Source organism: Halohasta litchfieldiae (assembly GCF_002788215.1).
In the GTDB taxonomy this organism is placed as follows: Archaea; Halobacteriota; Halobacteria; order Halobacteriales; family Haloferacaceae; genus Halohasta; species Halohasta litchfieldiae.
Genome location: NZ_CP024845.1, coordinates 2534612 through 2549464, shown reverse-complemented (window position 1 = coordinate 2549464; position 14853 = coordinate 2534612). Strand labels below are relative to the sequence as shown.

General features: G+C 59.1%; 13 protein-coding genes. 3 read left to right on the top strand and 10 right to left on the bottom strand.

Going from position 1 to position 14853, the window contains the following annotated elements; translation table 11 throughout:
• Positions 1-69: 69 nt before the first annotated feature.
• Entirely contained in the window at positions 70-1758 is a 1689-nt protein-coding gene (locus HALTADL_RS12845) for an adenine deaminase (protein WP_089671134.1), read from the top strand.
• Between the two features lie 40 nt (positions 1759-1798).
• Positions 1799-2206, top strand: a complete 408-nt coding sequence (locus HALTADL_RS12840; RefSeq protein ID WP_089671133.1) for a cupin domain-containing protein — start codon at positions 1799-1801, stop codon at positions 2204-2206.
• Between the two features lie 16 nt (positions 2207-2222).
• On the opposite strand, the gene HALTADL_RS12835 is transcribed toward HALTADL_RS12840, so the two are convergent.
• The 9 genes from HALTADL_RS12835 to HALTADL_RS12795 all read right to left on the bottom strand — a co-directional run bounded on the left by HALTADL_RS12835 (position 2223) and on the right by HALTADL_RS12795 (position 11690).
• The gene (locus HALTADL_RS12835) at positions 2223-3527 is read right to left on the bottom strand and encodes a 5'-deoxyadenosine deaminase (protein ID WP_089671132.1); all 1305 of its coding nucleotides are present in this window, start codon (positions 3525-3527) and stop codon (positions 2223-2225) included.
• 4 nt (positions 3528-3531) lie between these two features.
• Entirely contained in the window at positions 3532-4044 is a 513-nt protein-coding gene (locus HALTADL_RS12830) for a hypothetical protein (protein WP_089671131.1), read from the bottom strand.
• A gap of 2 nt (positions 4045-4046) precedes the next feature.
• A complete protein-coding gene (locus HALTADL_RS12825) occupies positions 4047-4595 on the bottom strand; it encodes an aromatic-ring-hydroxylating dioxygenase subunit beta (RefSeq protein WP_089671130.1) in 549 nt (182 codons plus the stop codon).
• Complete coding sequence (locus tag HALTADL_RS12820) at positions 4592-5884, bottom strand: aromatic ring-hydroxylating oxygenase subunit alpha (protein WP_162551730.1); 1293 nt, start codon at positions 5882-5884, stop codon at positions 4592-4594. Before HALTADL_RS12820 ends, HALTADL_RS12825 begins: the two co-directional genes overlap by 4 nt.
• Before the next feature lie 241 nt (positions 5885-6125).
• Positions 6126-6506 carry a RidA family protein gene (locus HALTADL_RS12815; protein WP_089671128.1) on the bottom strand — a complete coding sequence of 127 codons (381 nt, stop codon included), beginning with the start codon at positions 6504-6506 and terminating at the stop codon, positions 6126-6128.
• 102 nt (positions 6507-6608) lie between these two features.
• Positions 6609-7685, bottom strand: coding sequence for a BMP family ABC transporter substrate-binding protein (locus tag HALTADL_RS12810; RefSeq protein WP_089671127.1), 1077 nt, complete (start codon positions 7683-7685; stop codon positions 6609-6611).
• Between the two features lie 251 nt (positions 7686-7936).
• Entirely contained in the window at positions 7937-8929 is a 993-nt protein-coding gene (locus tag HALTADL_RS12805; protein WP_089671126.1) for an ABC transporter permease, read from the bottom strand.
• Positions 8929-10032 carry an ABC transporter permease gene (locus HALTADL_RS12800; RefSeq protein WP_089671125.1) on the bottom strand — a complete coding sequence of 368 codons (1104 nt, stop codon included), beginning with the start codon at positions 10030-10032 and terminating at the stop codon, positions 8929-8931. The genes HALTADL_RS12805 and HALTADL_RS12800 overlap by 1 nt, the downstream gene beginning before the upstream one ends.
• On the bottom strand, positions 10032-11690 hold the full coding sequence (locus HALTADL_RS12795) for an ABC transporter ATP-binding protein (protein ID WP_089671124.1): 1659 nt from the start codon (positions 11688-11690) through the stop codon (positions 10032-10034). The genes HALTADL_RS12800 and HALTADL_RS12795 overlap by 1 nt, the downstream gene beginning before the upstream one ends.
• Positions 11691-12010: 320 nt before the next feature.
• Here HALTADL_RS12795 and HALTADL_RS12790 point away from each other — a divergent pair, with 320 nt between their 5' ends.
• Entirely contained in the window at positions 12011-13426 is a 1416-nt protein-coding gene (locus HALTADL_RS12790; protein WP_089671123.1) for an amidohydrolase family protein, read from the top strand.
• 74 nt (positions 13427-13500) lie between these two features.
• Here the strand turns inward: HALTADL_RS12790 and HALTADL_RS12785 are convergent, their stop codons facing one another.
• Positions 13501-14835, bottom strand: a complete 1335-nt coding sequence (locus HALTADL_RS12785; protein WP_089671122.1) for a 5'-deoxyadenosine deaminase — start codon at positions 14833-14835, stop codon at positions 13501-13503.
• Positions 14836-14853 lie beyond the last annotated feature (18 nt).

Genomic DNA, 14853 nt, shown 5'->3' with positions numbered 1-14853 from the left:
CTGTTGGCAGACGCCCCACAGTAGTATCACAGACGATAACACAGCGAAACGATTGGGTGGCGGATTACGGTGATCGACCCAGTCGACCTGCTGGTCAAGGGCACAGTCGTCGATGTCACTACGGGCTCCTTCGAAGATCGGGCAATCGCCGTCGACGATGGCGAGATCGTCGGCTTCGGGGAGCATCCGGCGTCCCGCGTACTTGAAGCAGCCTACGTGACGCCCGGGCTCATCGACGCCCACACTCACATCGAGGCATCGATGGTCACCATCCCCCAGTACGGCGAAGCAGTCGTGCCACACGGGGTGACAAGCGTCATCCACGACCCTCACGAAATAGCGAACGTACTTGGACCAGCGGGCGTGCGTAACTTCGGTGCTGACGCCGACAGCACGCCGCTGAAACCGCGGATGACAGTCCCGTCTTCAGTGCCAGCAACGCCGCTACAGGACGCCGGGGGATCGGTTGATGCGGCGGCGGTCGACGATCTCCTTGCGGTGGACCAAGCAGTCGCCCTCGGAGAGGTGATGGATCTGCCAGCCGTGCTCAATGGAGACGAGGAGATCCACACGAAGATTACCGCTGCACGCGACCACGGCCTGACAGTCGACGGCCACATCCCCGGCGTGACAGACGCATCGCTCCAGGACCTCGCCCGGTATCTCGACACTGACCACGAGAGTGTGACCCTCGATGAGGCACGAGCCAAAGCCGACGCTGGCTTCCGGGTCTACCTGCGCGAGGGGTCGACAAGTAAGAACCTTGAGGCCCTTGTCGACATTGTCGAGGAGGTGGACACTCGTCGGCTCTCGCTGTGTACCGACGACCGGAGCGTGGTCGATATACTCGAAAACGGTGGGATCAATGAGGCCGTCCAGAAAGCGATGGAACTGGGTGTCGCCCCGGTCACTGCCGTGCAGATGGCGACGCTGAACACTGCCGAGGCCTACGATCTTCCGTTCGGACGGATCGAACCCGGCGCACCCGCCGATTTGGTGCTGCTCTCGGAGCTCGAATCTTGGTCCGTTGAGCACGTCATCATCGATGGTGTCGTCGACCCAACAGCTGATTCGACTCCACCGAACCGGTCAGCGGTAGCTACTGATACCGTCACCTTTGACCCCGTCGACCCGTCGGATCTGGCTATCGAACACACGGGATCGGGGCCGGTCGAGGTTCGTGTTGAGTCGGCAATAGGGAGCTTCCGTACCGAACGCAGGATCGCAACAGTTCCCGTCGACACTTCGGACCCGCCTGCAGGAACCGATGGCGTACTCGTGAGCAATTGCGAGGCGGACGTGCTCCCGATGGCCGTCATCGAACGTCATGGCGGGCCCGGTAATGTGGGCTGTGGATTCGTCCACAACCTTGGGCTTGAGCGTGGTGCAATCGGCACGACGGTCGCACACGACGCACACAACTGCATCGTGGCCGGTGTGTCCCACACTGCGATAGTAACCGTCGCAAATCATCTCCGCGAGGTCGATGGTGGTATCGCCGTGTTCGATCCGGTAAGCGACGCGCTCACGACGCTTCCGCTGCCGGTCGCTGGACTCATATCGGATGCACCGATCGACGAGACTGCCAACTCGTTTGAGGCCGTTGTCGAGGCAGCGGCCGATATCGGCCTGTCAGTGCCGGGCGGTATCCTCGAACTGACCTATCTCGCACTCGAAGTCATCCCAACTGATCGACTGACGAACAACGGTCTCGTCGATGTCGAGGCAGGCGAGTACGTCGACGTTGTCGTCGAGTGAGCGTCGAAAGACGTATTAGCTGTCTGTACACAGATTACTCATGGAGACGATCCAATTCGACGCGCTAGAACTCGACGCAGTCGAACAGGACGACCCAAACGCTCATTGGCTTGCTGGATTCCCGTTCAGTTCAGATCGTCCCGGTGAGACGACGATGGAGTCGACAGACTACACCGTGGTGTACAACGAGCTCGATCCCGGCGCTCACATTGGCACTCACCGAGACGGATCTGATGAACTCCTGATCGTGCTAGCTGGGACCGTCGAAGCCGTCGTTGGCTCGGAAACGGCCACTGTTGATGCGGGAACGCTCACCGTGATTCCTGCCGATACCGACCACACTGTTCGAAACATCGGCTCGGAAACGGCTCGAATGGTCGGTCTCTTCGGTGCGGCACCGGTCGACTCAACGTTCGAATCGGAACCGACCCTCTCAGACGGGGACTGAGTGGCCGTAGTGATCCTCAGTCTCCCCAGCTCCGTTCCTCGAAGGCAGCGCGAGCGCGCCGGTAGACGTCCGCTTCGGAAACGGTGGTCACCGAGCCGTCCTCGACGATGACTTGGCCGTCGACCATGCTGAACTCGACGTCGTCCCCGGTAGCCGCATAGACGAGATACGAGTAGACGTCGTGCAACGGGACGCCACGACTGGTGTCGGTTCGAATCCCCACGACATCGGCTTTCCATCCCTCATAGAGTGCTCCGACCTGCTCGAATCCGGCTGCTCTCGCACCGTTTCGCGTTGCCATCCGGAACACCATCTCGGCAGGAAGTGTCCGTGGATCTTCGTGGGCGACTTTCTGGAGCAGTGTCGCCTGCCGCATCTCGGCTATCGGATCAAGTGTGTTGTTCGCTGGTGCGCCGTCGTTTCCCAGCGCGACATTGATTCCCCGATCGATATAGTCGACGATGGGCGCAATTCCCGCACCCACTTTCATATTCGACGACGGACAGTAGGTGACGTGTGTGCCGGTCTCTGCGAGGATTTCTCGTTCGTGCTCGTTCGTGAGAATCACGTGGGCCAAGACCACGTCTTCTCCGGTCAGTCCGACTTCGTGGAGCCATTCGATATCGCCCATCCCACGCTCGGCGGTCACGTCGTCGATGACAGACTGGTGTTCGCTGGCGTGGGTATGAATTCGGACGCCCTCGTAGTCGTCTGCAATCTCTCGTGCACCACGGAGACAGGCTTCCGAACAGGTCGGAGTGAACCGCGGTGTCACCGCGTAGCGGATCCGGTCGTCGTGGGAGCGGTGGTACCGGTCGATAAGCGATCGCGTCGTAGACAATCCAGTGGCAGTCTCCTCACAGAGCCCATCCGGGGCGTTGCGGTCCATCAGTACCTTCCCGAGGACGCCGCGAATGCCAGTGTTGCCTGCTGCCTCGAAGGCGCGTTCGGCGTGGTCAACCGTCAGATGGTCGACACAGCACGTGGTACCGTGGCCAAGCAGTTCGACGTAACTCAGTGTCGAGGCAAGTTCCAGTTCGTCGGCAGTCAGTTCGGCCTCGATGGGGAGAATATGGTCTTCGAGCCACTCGAAGAGGTCGGTGTCGTCTGCGAGCCCGCGGCCGGGGCTCTGGACGGAATGTACGTGGGTCTGTACGAATCCCGGAGAGATGATATCGAACGCCCGCCGGTGGTGGTCTGGGTACTGATCGACGAGATCCAATGCCGGGCCGACCGCTTCGATCTTGTCGCCGACGGTAACGACTGCACCATCCTCGATGACTGTCGTCTCGTCGACGACGACGGTTCCCGAGAGCAACATCGGTCTACAGTGGTCCCTCGACCGGGGTATCCTCGGGACCAAACGGGGTCTCGAACCAGATTGAGAACACGTAGGTATCCTCGACAGCAGCGAGCTCCCGCAACGACTGCACCCCGAGTGTGATCGTACTCCCCCGGCCCGGCGTCGTCACAACGAGTGCATCCCCGTCGGATGTCGTGATGTCGCCCACGAGGACGTGTGAGTACTCGCTGGAGATCGAGATGGGAGCTGCGACCTCAGCCGCTGTCATCGTATTGTCGCCCTCGTCAGTCGTCGCAGCCGGGTCTGTCGTGATAGCGGTCTCGGCTTCCAGCAGTTCGTCGACCGCCGCTCGGTCGGGTTGCCACGAGAGGCCTTCGAGCAGGAGGGCATCGAGTTTGACGCTGGTGTCGCCGGTGTCGATTTCCAGTCGTTCCCCTTTCGAGACGCGTTTCGTGATCGTGACTGCGTTCTCGCCGTCAGTAAGCCGTCGACGCTCGGTTTTACGCGTGTTTCCGACTGTATGGTCGTCGTACATTGTTAGAGCAGTGGGAGGGTCAGGTTCTTTGTGTTCAGGATAGTGTGATCGAGGTAGACCGTTCGGTGGCCAATAGAGAACCCATCGCCGTCCTCGTCGGGCCGTCGGAGAACCGTGTGTCGCTGTGCGGACAACAGATCATGGTCGGCCGTGTCGCCGTAACTTCGGAACACATGCTGGTTGTTGGCGACCGTTAGCTCTGTGTCGGTCGACTCGATAACCCGCACGTTGCCGATGACGTGCCGGATCCGCGAGCGAGGGTTCTCCGACCAAGCGTACTCTTTTTCGAGCCGCCCGACTCGTTCACGGAGCATCTCGTAGTCTTCTTTCAGATAATTCGTCGTTTCGCTGAACTCGGGTCGTTCAGAGCCGGGGTGACGAGCAACACGGATCGGGACTTCGAGCTGGATATCCTCATCGAGCAGCGTGAGCCACTCTTCGAGTTCGAACCCGTCGAGTAGATCCGCTTCGCGGTAGAGGAACTGCTCGATGCTGTGTTGTGTCTCCGGGTCGACGGGCGTCGCCGTCTCAGTGACCGAGAGCGAACTCATGGCTCGGCCTCCATCTCCGGGTCATTGTCGCTTTTTGAGGTCTCGCTCATCATCTCGTACCACGATTGCAGGATGGTTCGGGAGTTGCGCTCGTCGAAGTACAACCCCTTGGAGGTGACGTCCGCAGGCCCGTGGAGTGGGTCTTCGATGGTGTCGACTTCGTCGGTCATTTCGCCCATGCCCTGCTGCATATTCCCTCGTGTATCGCGCAGTTCGTGTGTCACGGCCCCACTGCTGTTGGAAATTCCCTCCCAGATGGTGAGATCGTCGGATTCGAACGCGCCGCCGGGGCTGAGACTCTCCCAGCCTCGGTGGGAATCCGAGAGAAATGACTCGTCGTCGGCGAACTCTTTTGGGACGAGCCACCAACTCGTCGTCTCGGTCGTCCCCGGACCGCGTGGGTTCCACTTCCGAATACAGGCCCACGGCCCGCCCCAACCGCCGGATTGGATGCCGTGTATGAGCGACATATTCGGGAAGACGCTCCCGAAGTGAAACACCGACCTGCCGAACAGTTCCCGCTGCTCAGCGGAAAGCTCTGGATTTAGATAGTCGGTGATCTCTTCGGGATAGCCCATGAACGTTTCTCCGTCCTCGGAGAGGTAGTACCCTATCGAGTGTCGATCCGTGCAGGCGAGATACGATGCCGCCGGGAAGTCGTCAAGTTCCTCCCACGGGTCTTTCGAGAAGGTCTCGGTTTCGAGACCAGCCTGATGGGTTGTGAGGACGTGATACGAATCTCCGGAGAAGTTGTCGGCAGACGTTTTCCAGTCGTGGCTGGACTCCCAACGGTGTGGCTCGCCGACGACCGTCATGCCCGCCTCGGTCGCCCCGAAGAGTACGTCGAGATACCACGTGAAGTCGCCAAGATACGCTTCGAGCGAGGGTCCCTCCTCGGCGATCCGACCGAATATCAACCCCCGATAGGTTTCCAGACAGGCTTCTTCGAGCGTGATCTCCTCGTCATCGAGATCTTGATAGGCTTCGCTCATATGTGGCATTCCTTGGAGCGTGCCGTCGTTCTTGTAGGTCCACCCGTGGTACGGACACCGGAAGTGAGAGGTGTTCCCGTTTTCAGCAGTACAGAACTGCGCGCCGCGATGCATACAACTGTCCAGGAACGCATGTAGTTCTCCGTTTTCGTCCCGTGTCAGAATAAACGGATCTTCGCCGATGTATCGTCGAGCATAGTCCCCTGGCTCCTCAAACTCGGAGACATGCCCCATGTAGACCCACGCTTGACCGAAGATACGCCGCAGTTCCAGCGGGTAGAGATCCGAGTTGTTCATGATTTCTAGCGGATACCGTCCACCGTTTATTGCTGAACCAGTTTTTTCAATAATCTCGTTTATTCTGCCGTGTTTATTGTCTGAACTCGATCTATTCATTGATTCTGAGTTCATCACCATCTCATAATAATGGTTGTGTCCAAAAATAATTCTTGCAGTCAGCCAGCTCGGAGGTGGACCAACGCCGGTGTGTGATCTCTGATGAGTTCGGTGTCGACACAGTGTGTCTGTGGCACACGAACTACTCGTGTGTGGCGACTGCTTCGATCTCGATGGCAGCCCCGTCAGCGAGACGTTGGACTTCGAATGCCGTCCGTGCTGGCGGCTCCGAATCGAAAAACGATCGGTAAACCTCGTTCATCCGGTTGAAGTCACCGATATCGGTCATATACACTGTCGTCTTGAGGACGTGAGCCATCGTTAGATCCGCGGCGACGAGAATCTGCTCGATGTTCGAGAGTGCTTGCTCGGTCTGGACAGTGATCGGCTCGTCGTCAAGCACCTCTCCCGTCGGCGTTATCGGGATCTGTCCGGCTGTAAACAGCAGGTCTCCGTTCGTCGTGCCGTGGCTGTAGGGGCCAAGTACGTCCGCGTTCTCTGGGACGTCGACAACTCGCTTCATACGGATGCCAACACGGAGTACAAAATAAAGTCTCGCTGCGACAACCGCCGTGTGTGGTGGGCGGTGGTTTCAGCTGTTGACACACCACGCCGGTCAGCGGCGCTACGAGCTGGGGACGCTTCCGTTGATGCCTTCGACGTAGCTTCCCATCTCGCCGAAGAGGAACGAGTCGGACTCGCCAGCGAACTGTGTGTCTTGCCAGACCGTCCGGTCGCCGTTGATGAGTTCGTCCTGTTTCGTTTCGACTTCGCTCACGACGCTATCGGGCACCTGCGGCCCCCAGTCTCCGAGGCCGACGACGCCAGCATCGAGCCCCTCCCAGTAGGCGTCCGACTCCCAGTTGTCGTCGTTAATCGCCTGAAGCGTCGGCGCGTAGAACTCCTCCCAATTGAATACGGCTGAGTTACCGTAGTAGTCGCCGCCCGCCTCGGCCATCGAGGTCGTGTAGGTGAAGGCCCACGCTTCGTTGCTGGCAGCGGTCTGGGTGGCTGCAGTGGTCGTCTGGTGGTTGTTGATTACGTCGGCTCCACTGTCGGTTAAGGCATTGACTGCCTGAGTCACCGCTGGCGGGTCGACCCATGCATTGGTCCACCTGACATCGGCTGTAACGTCGGGATTGACAGTCCGTGCTCCTTGCACGAACGCGTTGATCTGGCGGATCAGCTCCGGAATCGGAAACGCCGCGACGTATCCGATTTGATTCGTCTCGGTGAGGAGGCCCGCAGCGACGCCACACAGGAACCGGGCTTGGTAGAGCCGCCCGTAGTACCGCCCCATGTTGTCTTGGGTCTTGAAGCCCGAACAGTGTTCGAAGGTCGTCTCCGGGTAGTCCGGTGCCATACTGTGCAGCGGATCCATGTAGCCGAACGTAGTTCCGAAGATTGCGTCCATCCCGCTGGAAACGTACTGTTCGGCCACTCGCTGGACATCGCCGGGGGCAACCGCCTCGGAAAACTCCGTTTCGAGCCAGTCGAAGCGTTCGGTGACTTCCTGCCGGGCGTCCTCGTGTGCTCGGTCCCAGCCAACATCGCCGACTTCGGCTTGGTAAATGAACGCGGCGTTCACGCCATCTCCGCCTGATGGTTCCGAACTACCTGAACACCCAGCTAGTCCGATAAGTCCGGCCGTCCCGGCGGCTGTTTTCAGTGCATCTCGTCGTGATATATGAGTTCTTGTCATTGTATGTCTCGAATATTATATGCGTAGTCTCTCAACTAGTGTCCACTTTTTTCTCATTTTGGGTGGTACATACTCACGTAATCCCATGTAATGATAAAGTTTGGTAATAAATATCTATTTGCGGTAGCTACCTAGTGAATTTGCCGGAATTACCGGTGCTTGGGTGATTATAGTCGTCGACCAGTCTCGGTCAGTGGTAGTGTGCCACATCTCCAATACGTGTGTGGCTCACTCAGATGAGTGTAGACCGCTCAGTCGGCTTCACGGGTGTACGACTGGACCAGCGCCGACGGCTGGGCGAGTTCACTGTTCTCGGCTCGAACAACAGTGATGACCAAGACGAGCAGCGTCACGATATACGGGTATGTCGACATGATCGTCGGATTCATGACGAAATCGATAATGGGGTTAGCGATGCCAGCGACGGGCGATCCGGGACCCAGTGTGAGGTCGAACGCTTGGGAGTACAACTGAAGTGCGTTGAACAGCCCAAACAGGTAAGCACCCAAAAGAATCCGCCCGGGACGCCAGCGGGCGAAAATGACAAGGGCCACTGCAACCCACCCGCGGCCAGCGGTCATCCCTGTCGACCATATCTGGTTGAACGACAGTGATAGGTGCGCACCTGCAGCACCGGCCAGTACTCCGCCGATTACCACGGCGAGGTACCGCATCTTGTAAACGTCGACGCCCATCGTATCGGCCGTCTCCGGATCCTCACCGACAGAGATGAGTTCCAGTCCTATGTTCGTCCGGTAGAGGAACAGCCAGACCAGCGGAACGAGGAGGAGCGCGATATAATCTGTGGCCGTGCTCTGGAAGACGGCGGGTCCGATAATCGGGATCTCGACGAGGAAATCGCCGATGATTGGAATCGTCCGTTCGGGGAACCCCGAGATCGAGTTTCCGGTGTAGCTGTTCCCGAAGTACGTCGTCAGCCCGGTTCCGAGAAGCGTCAGCATAATCCCGCTGACCGCCTGATCGGAGTTGAGCGAGATACAGAGGAAGCCGTGGATCAGTGCCATGAGACCGCCAGCAAAGACGGCAACGCCGAGACCGAGCCAGTAGCTCCCAGTTACTACGGTCGTCACGAACCCAGTCAGGGCACCGACTAACATCATCCCCTCGACACCGAGGTTGAGCACTCCGGCCCGTTCACTAATGAGTTCACCGAGTCCAGCGAGGATGAGGACCGTACTGGCGTTGACCGTCGCGTTTGCCAGCCCCGCAAGCAGTCCAGTCATCAGATCTCACCATCCGGCTGCGTGACACCACGTGACTCCCGATCCCGGTTCAACGAGAGGTCGACACTGTACTGTTTGAAGAACTCTGCGGTGAGCAAAAACAGGATAATCAGCGCTTGGATGATGTCGACGATCGCAGCGGGCACACTCAGTAGCGTCTCGATGCTTGACCCACCGACGAAAATCACGGCGAAAAACAGTGCGGCAAGCATGACTTGGAACGCACCGTTGCGGCCGAGCAACGCGATGGGGATCGCCGTGAAGCCGTATCCTGGAGCGAAAAACGCACGCAAACGCGTTTGGACGCCGGAGATCTCGCTGATGCCAGCGAAGCCAGCGAAAGCACCACCAGCCATGAGGACGAACAGGTAGATCTTGTACTTGCTCATCCCGGCCTGTTCGGCTGCCCGGTCGTTCGCACCGATGAATGTGATCTCAAAGCCCAGTCGCGTGTGATTCACGAGTATGTAAGTCAGCGCGACGAACACAATCGCGAGGAGAATCCCAATCGGAAACCCGAGTCCAGGAATATCCGGCAGTTGGGCTGCCAGCGGGAGCTGTGCGGTCTGTGGGAAGTTCGCGCCGGGAGCTTGCATCGGGCCACGGACAACGTAGTTTTTGACATCCGCAGCAATGAACGTAAACAGCAGCGTAGTGATGATCTCGTTGATCCCCCACTTAGCTCGGAGTACTGCGGGGATCGCTACCCAGAGAGCACCCGCGATACCCGCCCCGACGAACATCAGCGGGAGGAGCGCGATCATCGGCAGCGACACGTTTAGCCCAATCCACGTGCCAGCTATTGCACCGATGAACAGTTGACCTTCCGCACCGATGTTCCAAAGCTGCGCTTTTAATGGCACGTACACGGCCAGCCCAGCGAATATCAACGGCACGGCCTTGGCCACCGTCTCCGTGAGCCCGAACTCCGTCGTGAGCGTCTGGAAGAACATGACCTCGTATGCGACAATTGGATTCACCCCCAATGCGAACAGCGCAATACCGCTTACTGCGAGTGCTGCTAGAATCGTGAACACCGGCGTCCCGTACTCCATCCACTGCGGCACGTCTTCACGTGCGTCCAACTCGACGTTGAATTCCATCAGGACTCACTCCGACCGCCGTCGGCGGCAGCGACTGGCTGTGACTGCTGGCCGACATCGCCGCCGTTCATTTCGAGTCCGATCCGCCGCCGGTCCGCTGCGTCGGGTGTTGTTTCGTAAACGAACTCCCCTTCGTAGATGACGAGAATCCGATCGCTGAGATCGAGTATCTCGTCGAGGTCCTCCGAGAGCAGCAGGATACCGGTGCCACTGTCGCGCTGTTCGAGGAGTCGCTCGCGGATGAATTCGATCGCGCCGACGTCGACGCCGCGTGTCGGCTGGTTTGCGACGAGAAGGTCCGGATTGCGGTCGATCTCTCGTGCGAGGATGAGTTTCTGTAGGTTCCCACCCGACAGTTCCCCAGCTGTGATCTCCGAGACATCCGTGATGCCACGGATGTCGAACTCGTCGACGAGTGAGCCCGTGTACGACGCCGTCGACTCGTAGTCGAGCCGCAACCCAGCTCCGAACTCGTTGCTCGTGTACCCCTTCATAATTGCGTTGTGCATGACCGACAGGGGCTCCGCACAGCCGTCCCGATGGCGGTCCTCGGGGACGAACGACACGCCGTTATCGATGAACGAGCGGGGCGGTTTATTCGTAAGCTCCTCACCGTTGATCGAAACCGATCCGCCAGTGGCCTCACGGACACCAACCAGTGTTTCGGCCAGTTCCATCTGTCCGTTCCCGCTGACGCCCGCGATACCGATGATCTCGCCTTCGTGGAGCGTCATGTCGACTCCGGAGAGCGCCTCGATCCCTCTCTCGTCGTCTGCACGCAGGTTTGAGGCTTCGAGCACGGGGGTACCGATTGAGACGGACTCCTTTTCGATTTCGAACAGCACGTCGCGGCCAACCATCATCTTGGCCAGTTCCTCTCGACTGACGTCGGCCGTCTCGACCGTTCCGACGTTTTCGCCGTCCCGAAGGACGGTCACGCGGTCTGTGATCGACTGGACCTCCTTGAGCTTGTGCGTGATGATGATGATCGACAGGCCCTGATCGGTGAGTTTCCGCAGCGTCTCGAAGAGCCGCTCGGCCTCCGTCGGCGAGAGGACCGCCGTCGGCTCGTCGAGAATTAACAGGTCGACATCCCGGTACAGGGCCTTGAGAATCTCGACCCGCTGACGCTCGCCAACATCGAGCTCCCAGACCGGTGCCGAGACATCGATATCGAACCCGTAATCGTCTGCCAGCGACTGGATTTTTTTCACCGGTTCGTCGAGTCCGAGCGTGAATCTGGCTGCGAGCCACTGCAGAACGTTGCTGGAGGCCACCGATGAGACCGGGCCGCTGTCGTCTGCTCCACTGCCGTTGCGGAACGCGGCTGCCGGTTCACGCCTACCGAGAATAATGTTCTTTGCGACAGACAGCCGCGGGATGAGTTTGAAATGCTGGTGAACCATCCCGATGCCAGCGTCGATAGCATCCTGCGGGGACGATAGTTCGAGCCGCTCGTTATTTAAATAGACCTCCCCACTGTCTGCCGAATACAGCCCGTACAACACCTTCATTAGTGTGCTCTTTCCAGCACCGTTCTCTCCGAGGAGGCCGTGAATCTCTCCTTCACGGACAGTTATCGAGACGTCGTCGTTCGCGATTACGCCTGGAAACGTCTTCGTGATGTTATCCATCCGGACGAAAGGGTCTCCGCTCATATTCTTTGATCGTCAGATACACACCCTCCAACAGCATATAAAGCCTACTTTATTGGGCCTTTTATTGTATGATTTTGTACTAACACACAATATAACGAAACGATTGTCAAAAGATAAGTGGTGATAAACCGGTTGGATAGGGATCTTGTGACGGTCGACAGCGTGAGCCGGACTTGCCACACGAATGAGCCGATACGAATCATTAAGTGTCGGTTCGAAGATGTCCGCTTCAATGACTGCAGCAACTGACTACCTGAGCCAGTATTCGGTACGGCCGATCGAGTCGATTGTGCGGGCCCTGCGTGGTGTGGAGTAACCCGATGACGGACTTACTCGTGACAAACGGACGTGTCATTACTCAAGATACTAATCGGACCGTAATTGAGGGCGGTGCCGTGGCTATCGAGGGCGATGAAATCACCGCAGTCGGAACCACCGACGAACTTGGCAGCGTTCACGCCGCCGATCGTGTTATCGACGCCGAAGGGGGCGCTGTCATCCCTGGGCTAGTCAATCCTCACACCCACGTCTCGGACATTTTGCTTCGCGGCTCGTTTGCCGAGGACCGCGGCCTGCTGGATTGGCTCTACAACGTCAAACGCCCGGGGACACTCGCAATGGACCCCGACGAGCACGCGCTCGCAGCGACGTTGTATTGCATCGAGGCGATCCAGTCGGGCGTGACGGCGTTCGTCGAAAACGACACCGAGGTTCTCTGGGACGACTGGTCGACCATCGAGGCAAAACTCGGTGTCTACGACGAAGCAGGCATCCGCAACGTCTACGGCGCGGGTATGGTCGACCGCGGTGCCGACGCGGTGTTTCAGGAGCTCGTCACCGATATTCAAGCTCGGGAAGACGACGTCGACCACCCACCGCTAGAGACGTTTGTCGAGGAGACTGATGACGTCATCGCCGAAGTCGACTCACTGATCGAAACCTACGACGGGACCGCCAACGGTCGACAGTCGATCTGGCCAGCGCCGGTCGTCGTCGAGACCACGACGAACCGCTGTTTTCGGGAGGCCTACGCACTCGCAGAGAAACACGACGTGATGACGACGGCTCATGTCGCCGAAGCCGAGGCCCAAGAGCAGCGCGATCTCTCCAGCATCGAGTACCTCCGCAACGTCGGCTACCTCGGTGAGCGCACACTGTTGGGTCACTGCGTCCAGATCGACGCGAGCGACATTCGTACTCTTGCGGAAACCGGGACGGCGGTCGCGCACAACTTCATGGCGAATATGCGGCTTGCAACCGGGTTTGCCCCGGTTGTGAAGATGCTCGATACGGGTGTCACCGTCGGTCTCGGAACCGACAACTCGATTTTGAGCGATACGGTCAATCCCCTCAGCGACGTTCGCGCTATGGCTGGTGGCCACAAGGGGTACCACCGCGATGCTGGCGTTGTCGACGCACAGACGGCCTTCGATATGATCACGCGGGATGCCGCTACCGCTATCGGGCGCGCCGAGAGCCTCGGCTCGCTCGAAGCGGGAACACAGGCGGACCTCGCAATCGTCGACCTTGACCACCCGCATCTAACCCCCAGCAAGGACCCGGTGTTTACACTCGTCCACGCTGCTCAGGGCTTCGAGGTCGACACCGTGGTCTGTGCTGGCGATGTCATCATGGAGAACCGCGAGATACAGACGTTCGACGAACCCCTCGATAGTATCCTCTCTCGCGCCTCGGAGGCGGCGACAGATATCGCCGACCGAACCGGCTACAAGTGACCTTTGGGACCGAGTCGAACAATAACGAGATCGTAGCCCAGTCAGCGCCCGATTCAAACCCTCGAACAGGAGAATTAGGGCCTCTGTTCGTGTGCGGCTTTCCGCTCGGTTTCGAGATCCATCCCGAGGCCGATCTCGCTACCGCGTCGACGGATTTCGTCGGCGTCGACGACGGTCACCTCGCCGTCTTCCATGAGGACATTCCCGTCGACCATAGTAAACTGGACGTCGTCGCCATGGGCGGCGAAAACGAGGTGCGAAAAGATGTCGTGCATCGGGACCGACCGAGTCTGGTCCGTGGTGAGACCGATGATATCGGCTCGCCATCCCTCCCGGAGTTCTCCGAGGTCATCGAACCCGGCGGCCTTTGCACCGTTTCGAGTCGCCATCTCGAAGATCGTCCGTGCCGGGGTAGCAGTCGGCTCCAGCTGGTCGACTTTCTGTAAGAGGCTTGCCTGTCGCATCTCGGTCAGCGGATCGAGCGTGTTGTTACACGGCGCGCCGTCGTTGCCCAGCGCGACGTTGATGCCGCGGTCGAGGTAGTCCTCGATGGGTGCGACACCGCTTGCGAGTTTCATATTCGACGACGGACAGTGAGTAACGTGGGTACCAGTCTCCGCGAGAACCTCACGTTCGCTGTCGTCGGTCCACACGCAGTGTGCCAAGACGACGTCTTCGCCGGTGAGGCCGACCTCGTCGAGCCAGTGGATGTTCCGCAGTCCGGTGTCGGATTCGACCGTTTCGATCTCGCTTCGGTTCTCGCTGGCGTGGGTGTGAATCCGGACGCCGTCGTAGGTGTCGGCTAACTCGCGGGCACCACGGAGACACTGTTCACTACAGGAGACCGCAAACCGTGGGGTCACTGCGTACCGAATTCGGTCGTCGAACGCCCCATGGTAGGCCTCGATCAGCCGTTCAGACTCCGCAAGCGCCCGGTCGGTGTCCTCTTCGAGGGCGTCGGGCGACCGTTGGTCCATTAGCACCTTCCCAAGGACGCCGCGGATACCCAACTCGCCTGCGGCCTCGAAGGCACGATCGGCGTGTGCGACCGAGAGGTGATCGATACATGTCGTCGTGCCGTTCTCGATCAGTTCGAGATAGCCGAGTTTGGCGGCGACCTCCATCTCGTCGGCCGACAGCGATGCCTCCATCGGGAGTACGTAATCGAACAACCAGTCCAGTAGTTCGGTATCGTCGGCGATGCCGCGGCCCAAACTCTGGACCGAGTGGATATGTCCGCCGACAAAGCCGGGGAGCAACAGATCGTAGGCGTGTCGCTCTCTGTCCGTATACTGGTCGACGAGTTCCGCTCGATGGCCGACAGCTTCGATCTGTGAGCCGTCGACGACGACAGCGCCATCCTCGATCACGGTCGTCGAATCCACGACGACGGTCCCGGTTAGTATCATTCCGCTCCCGGATACCGG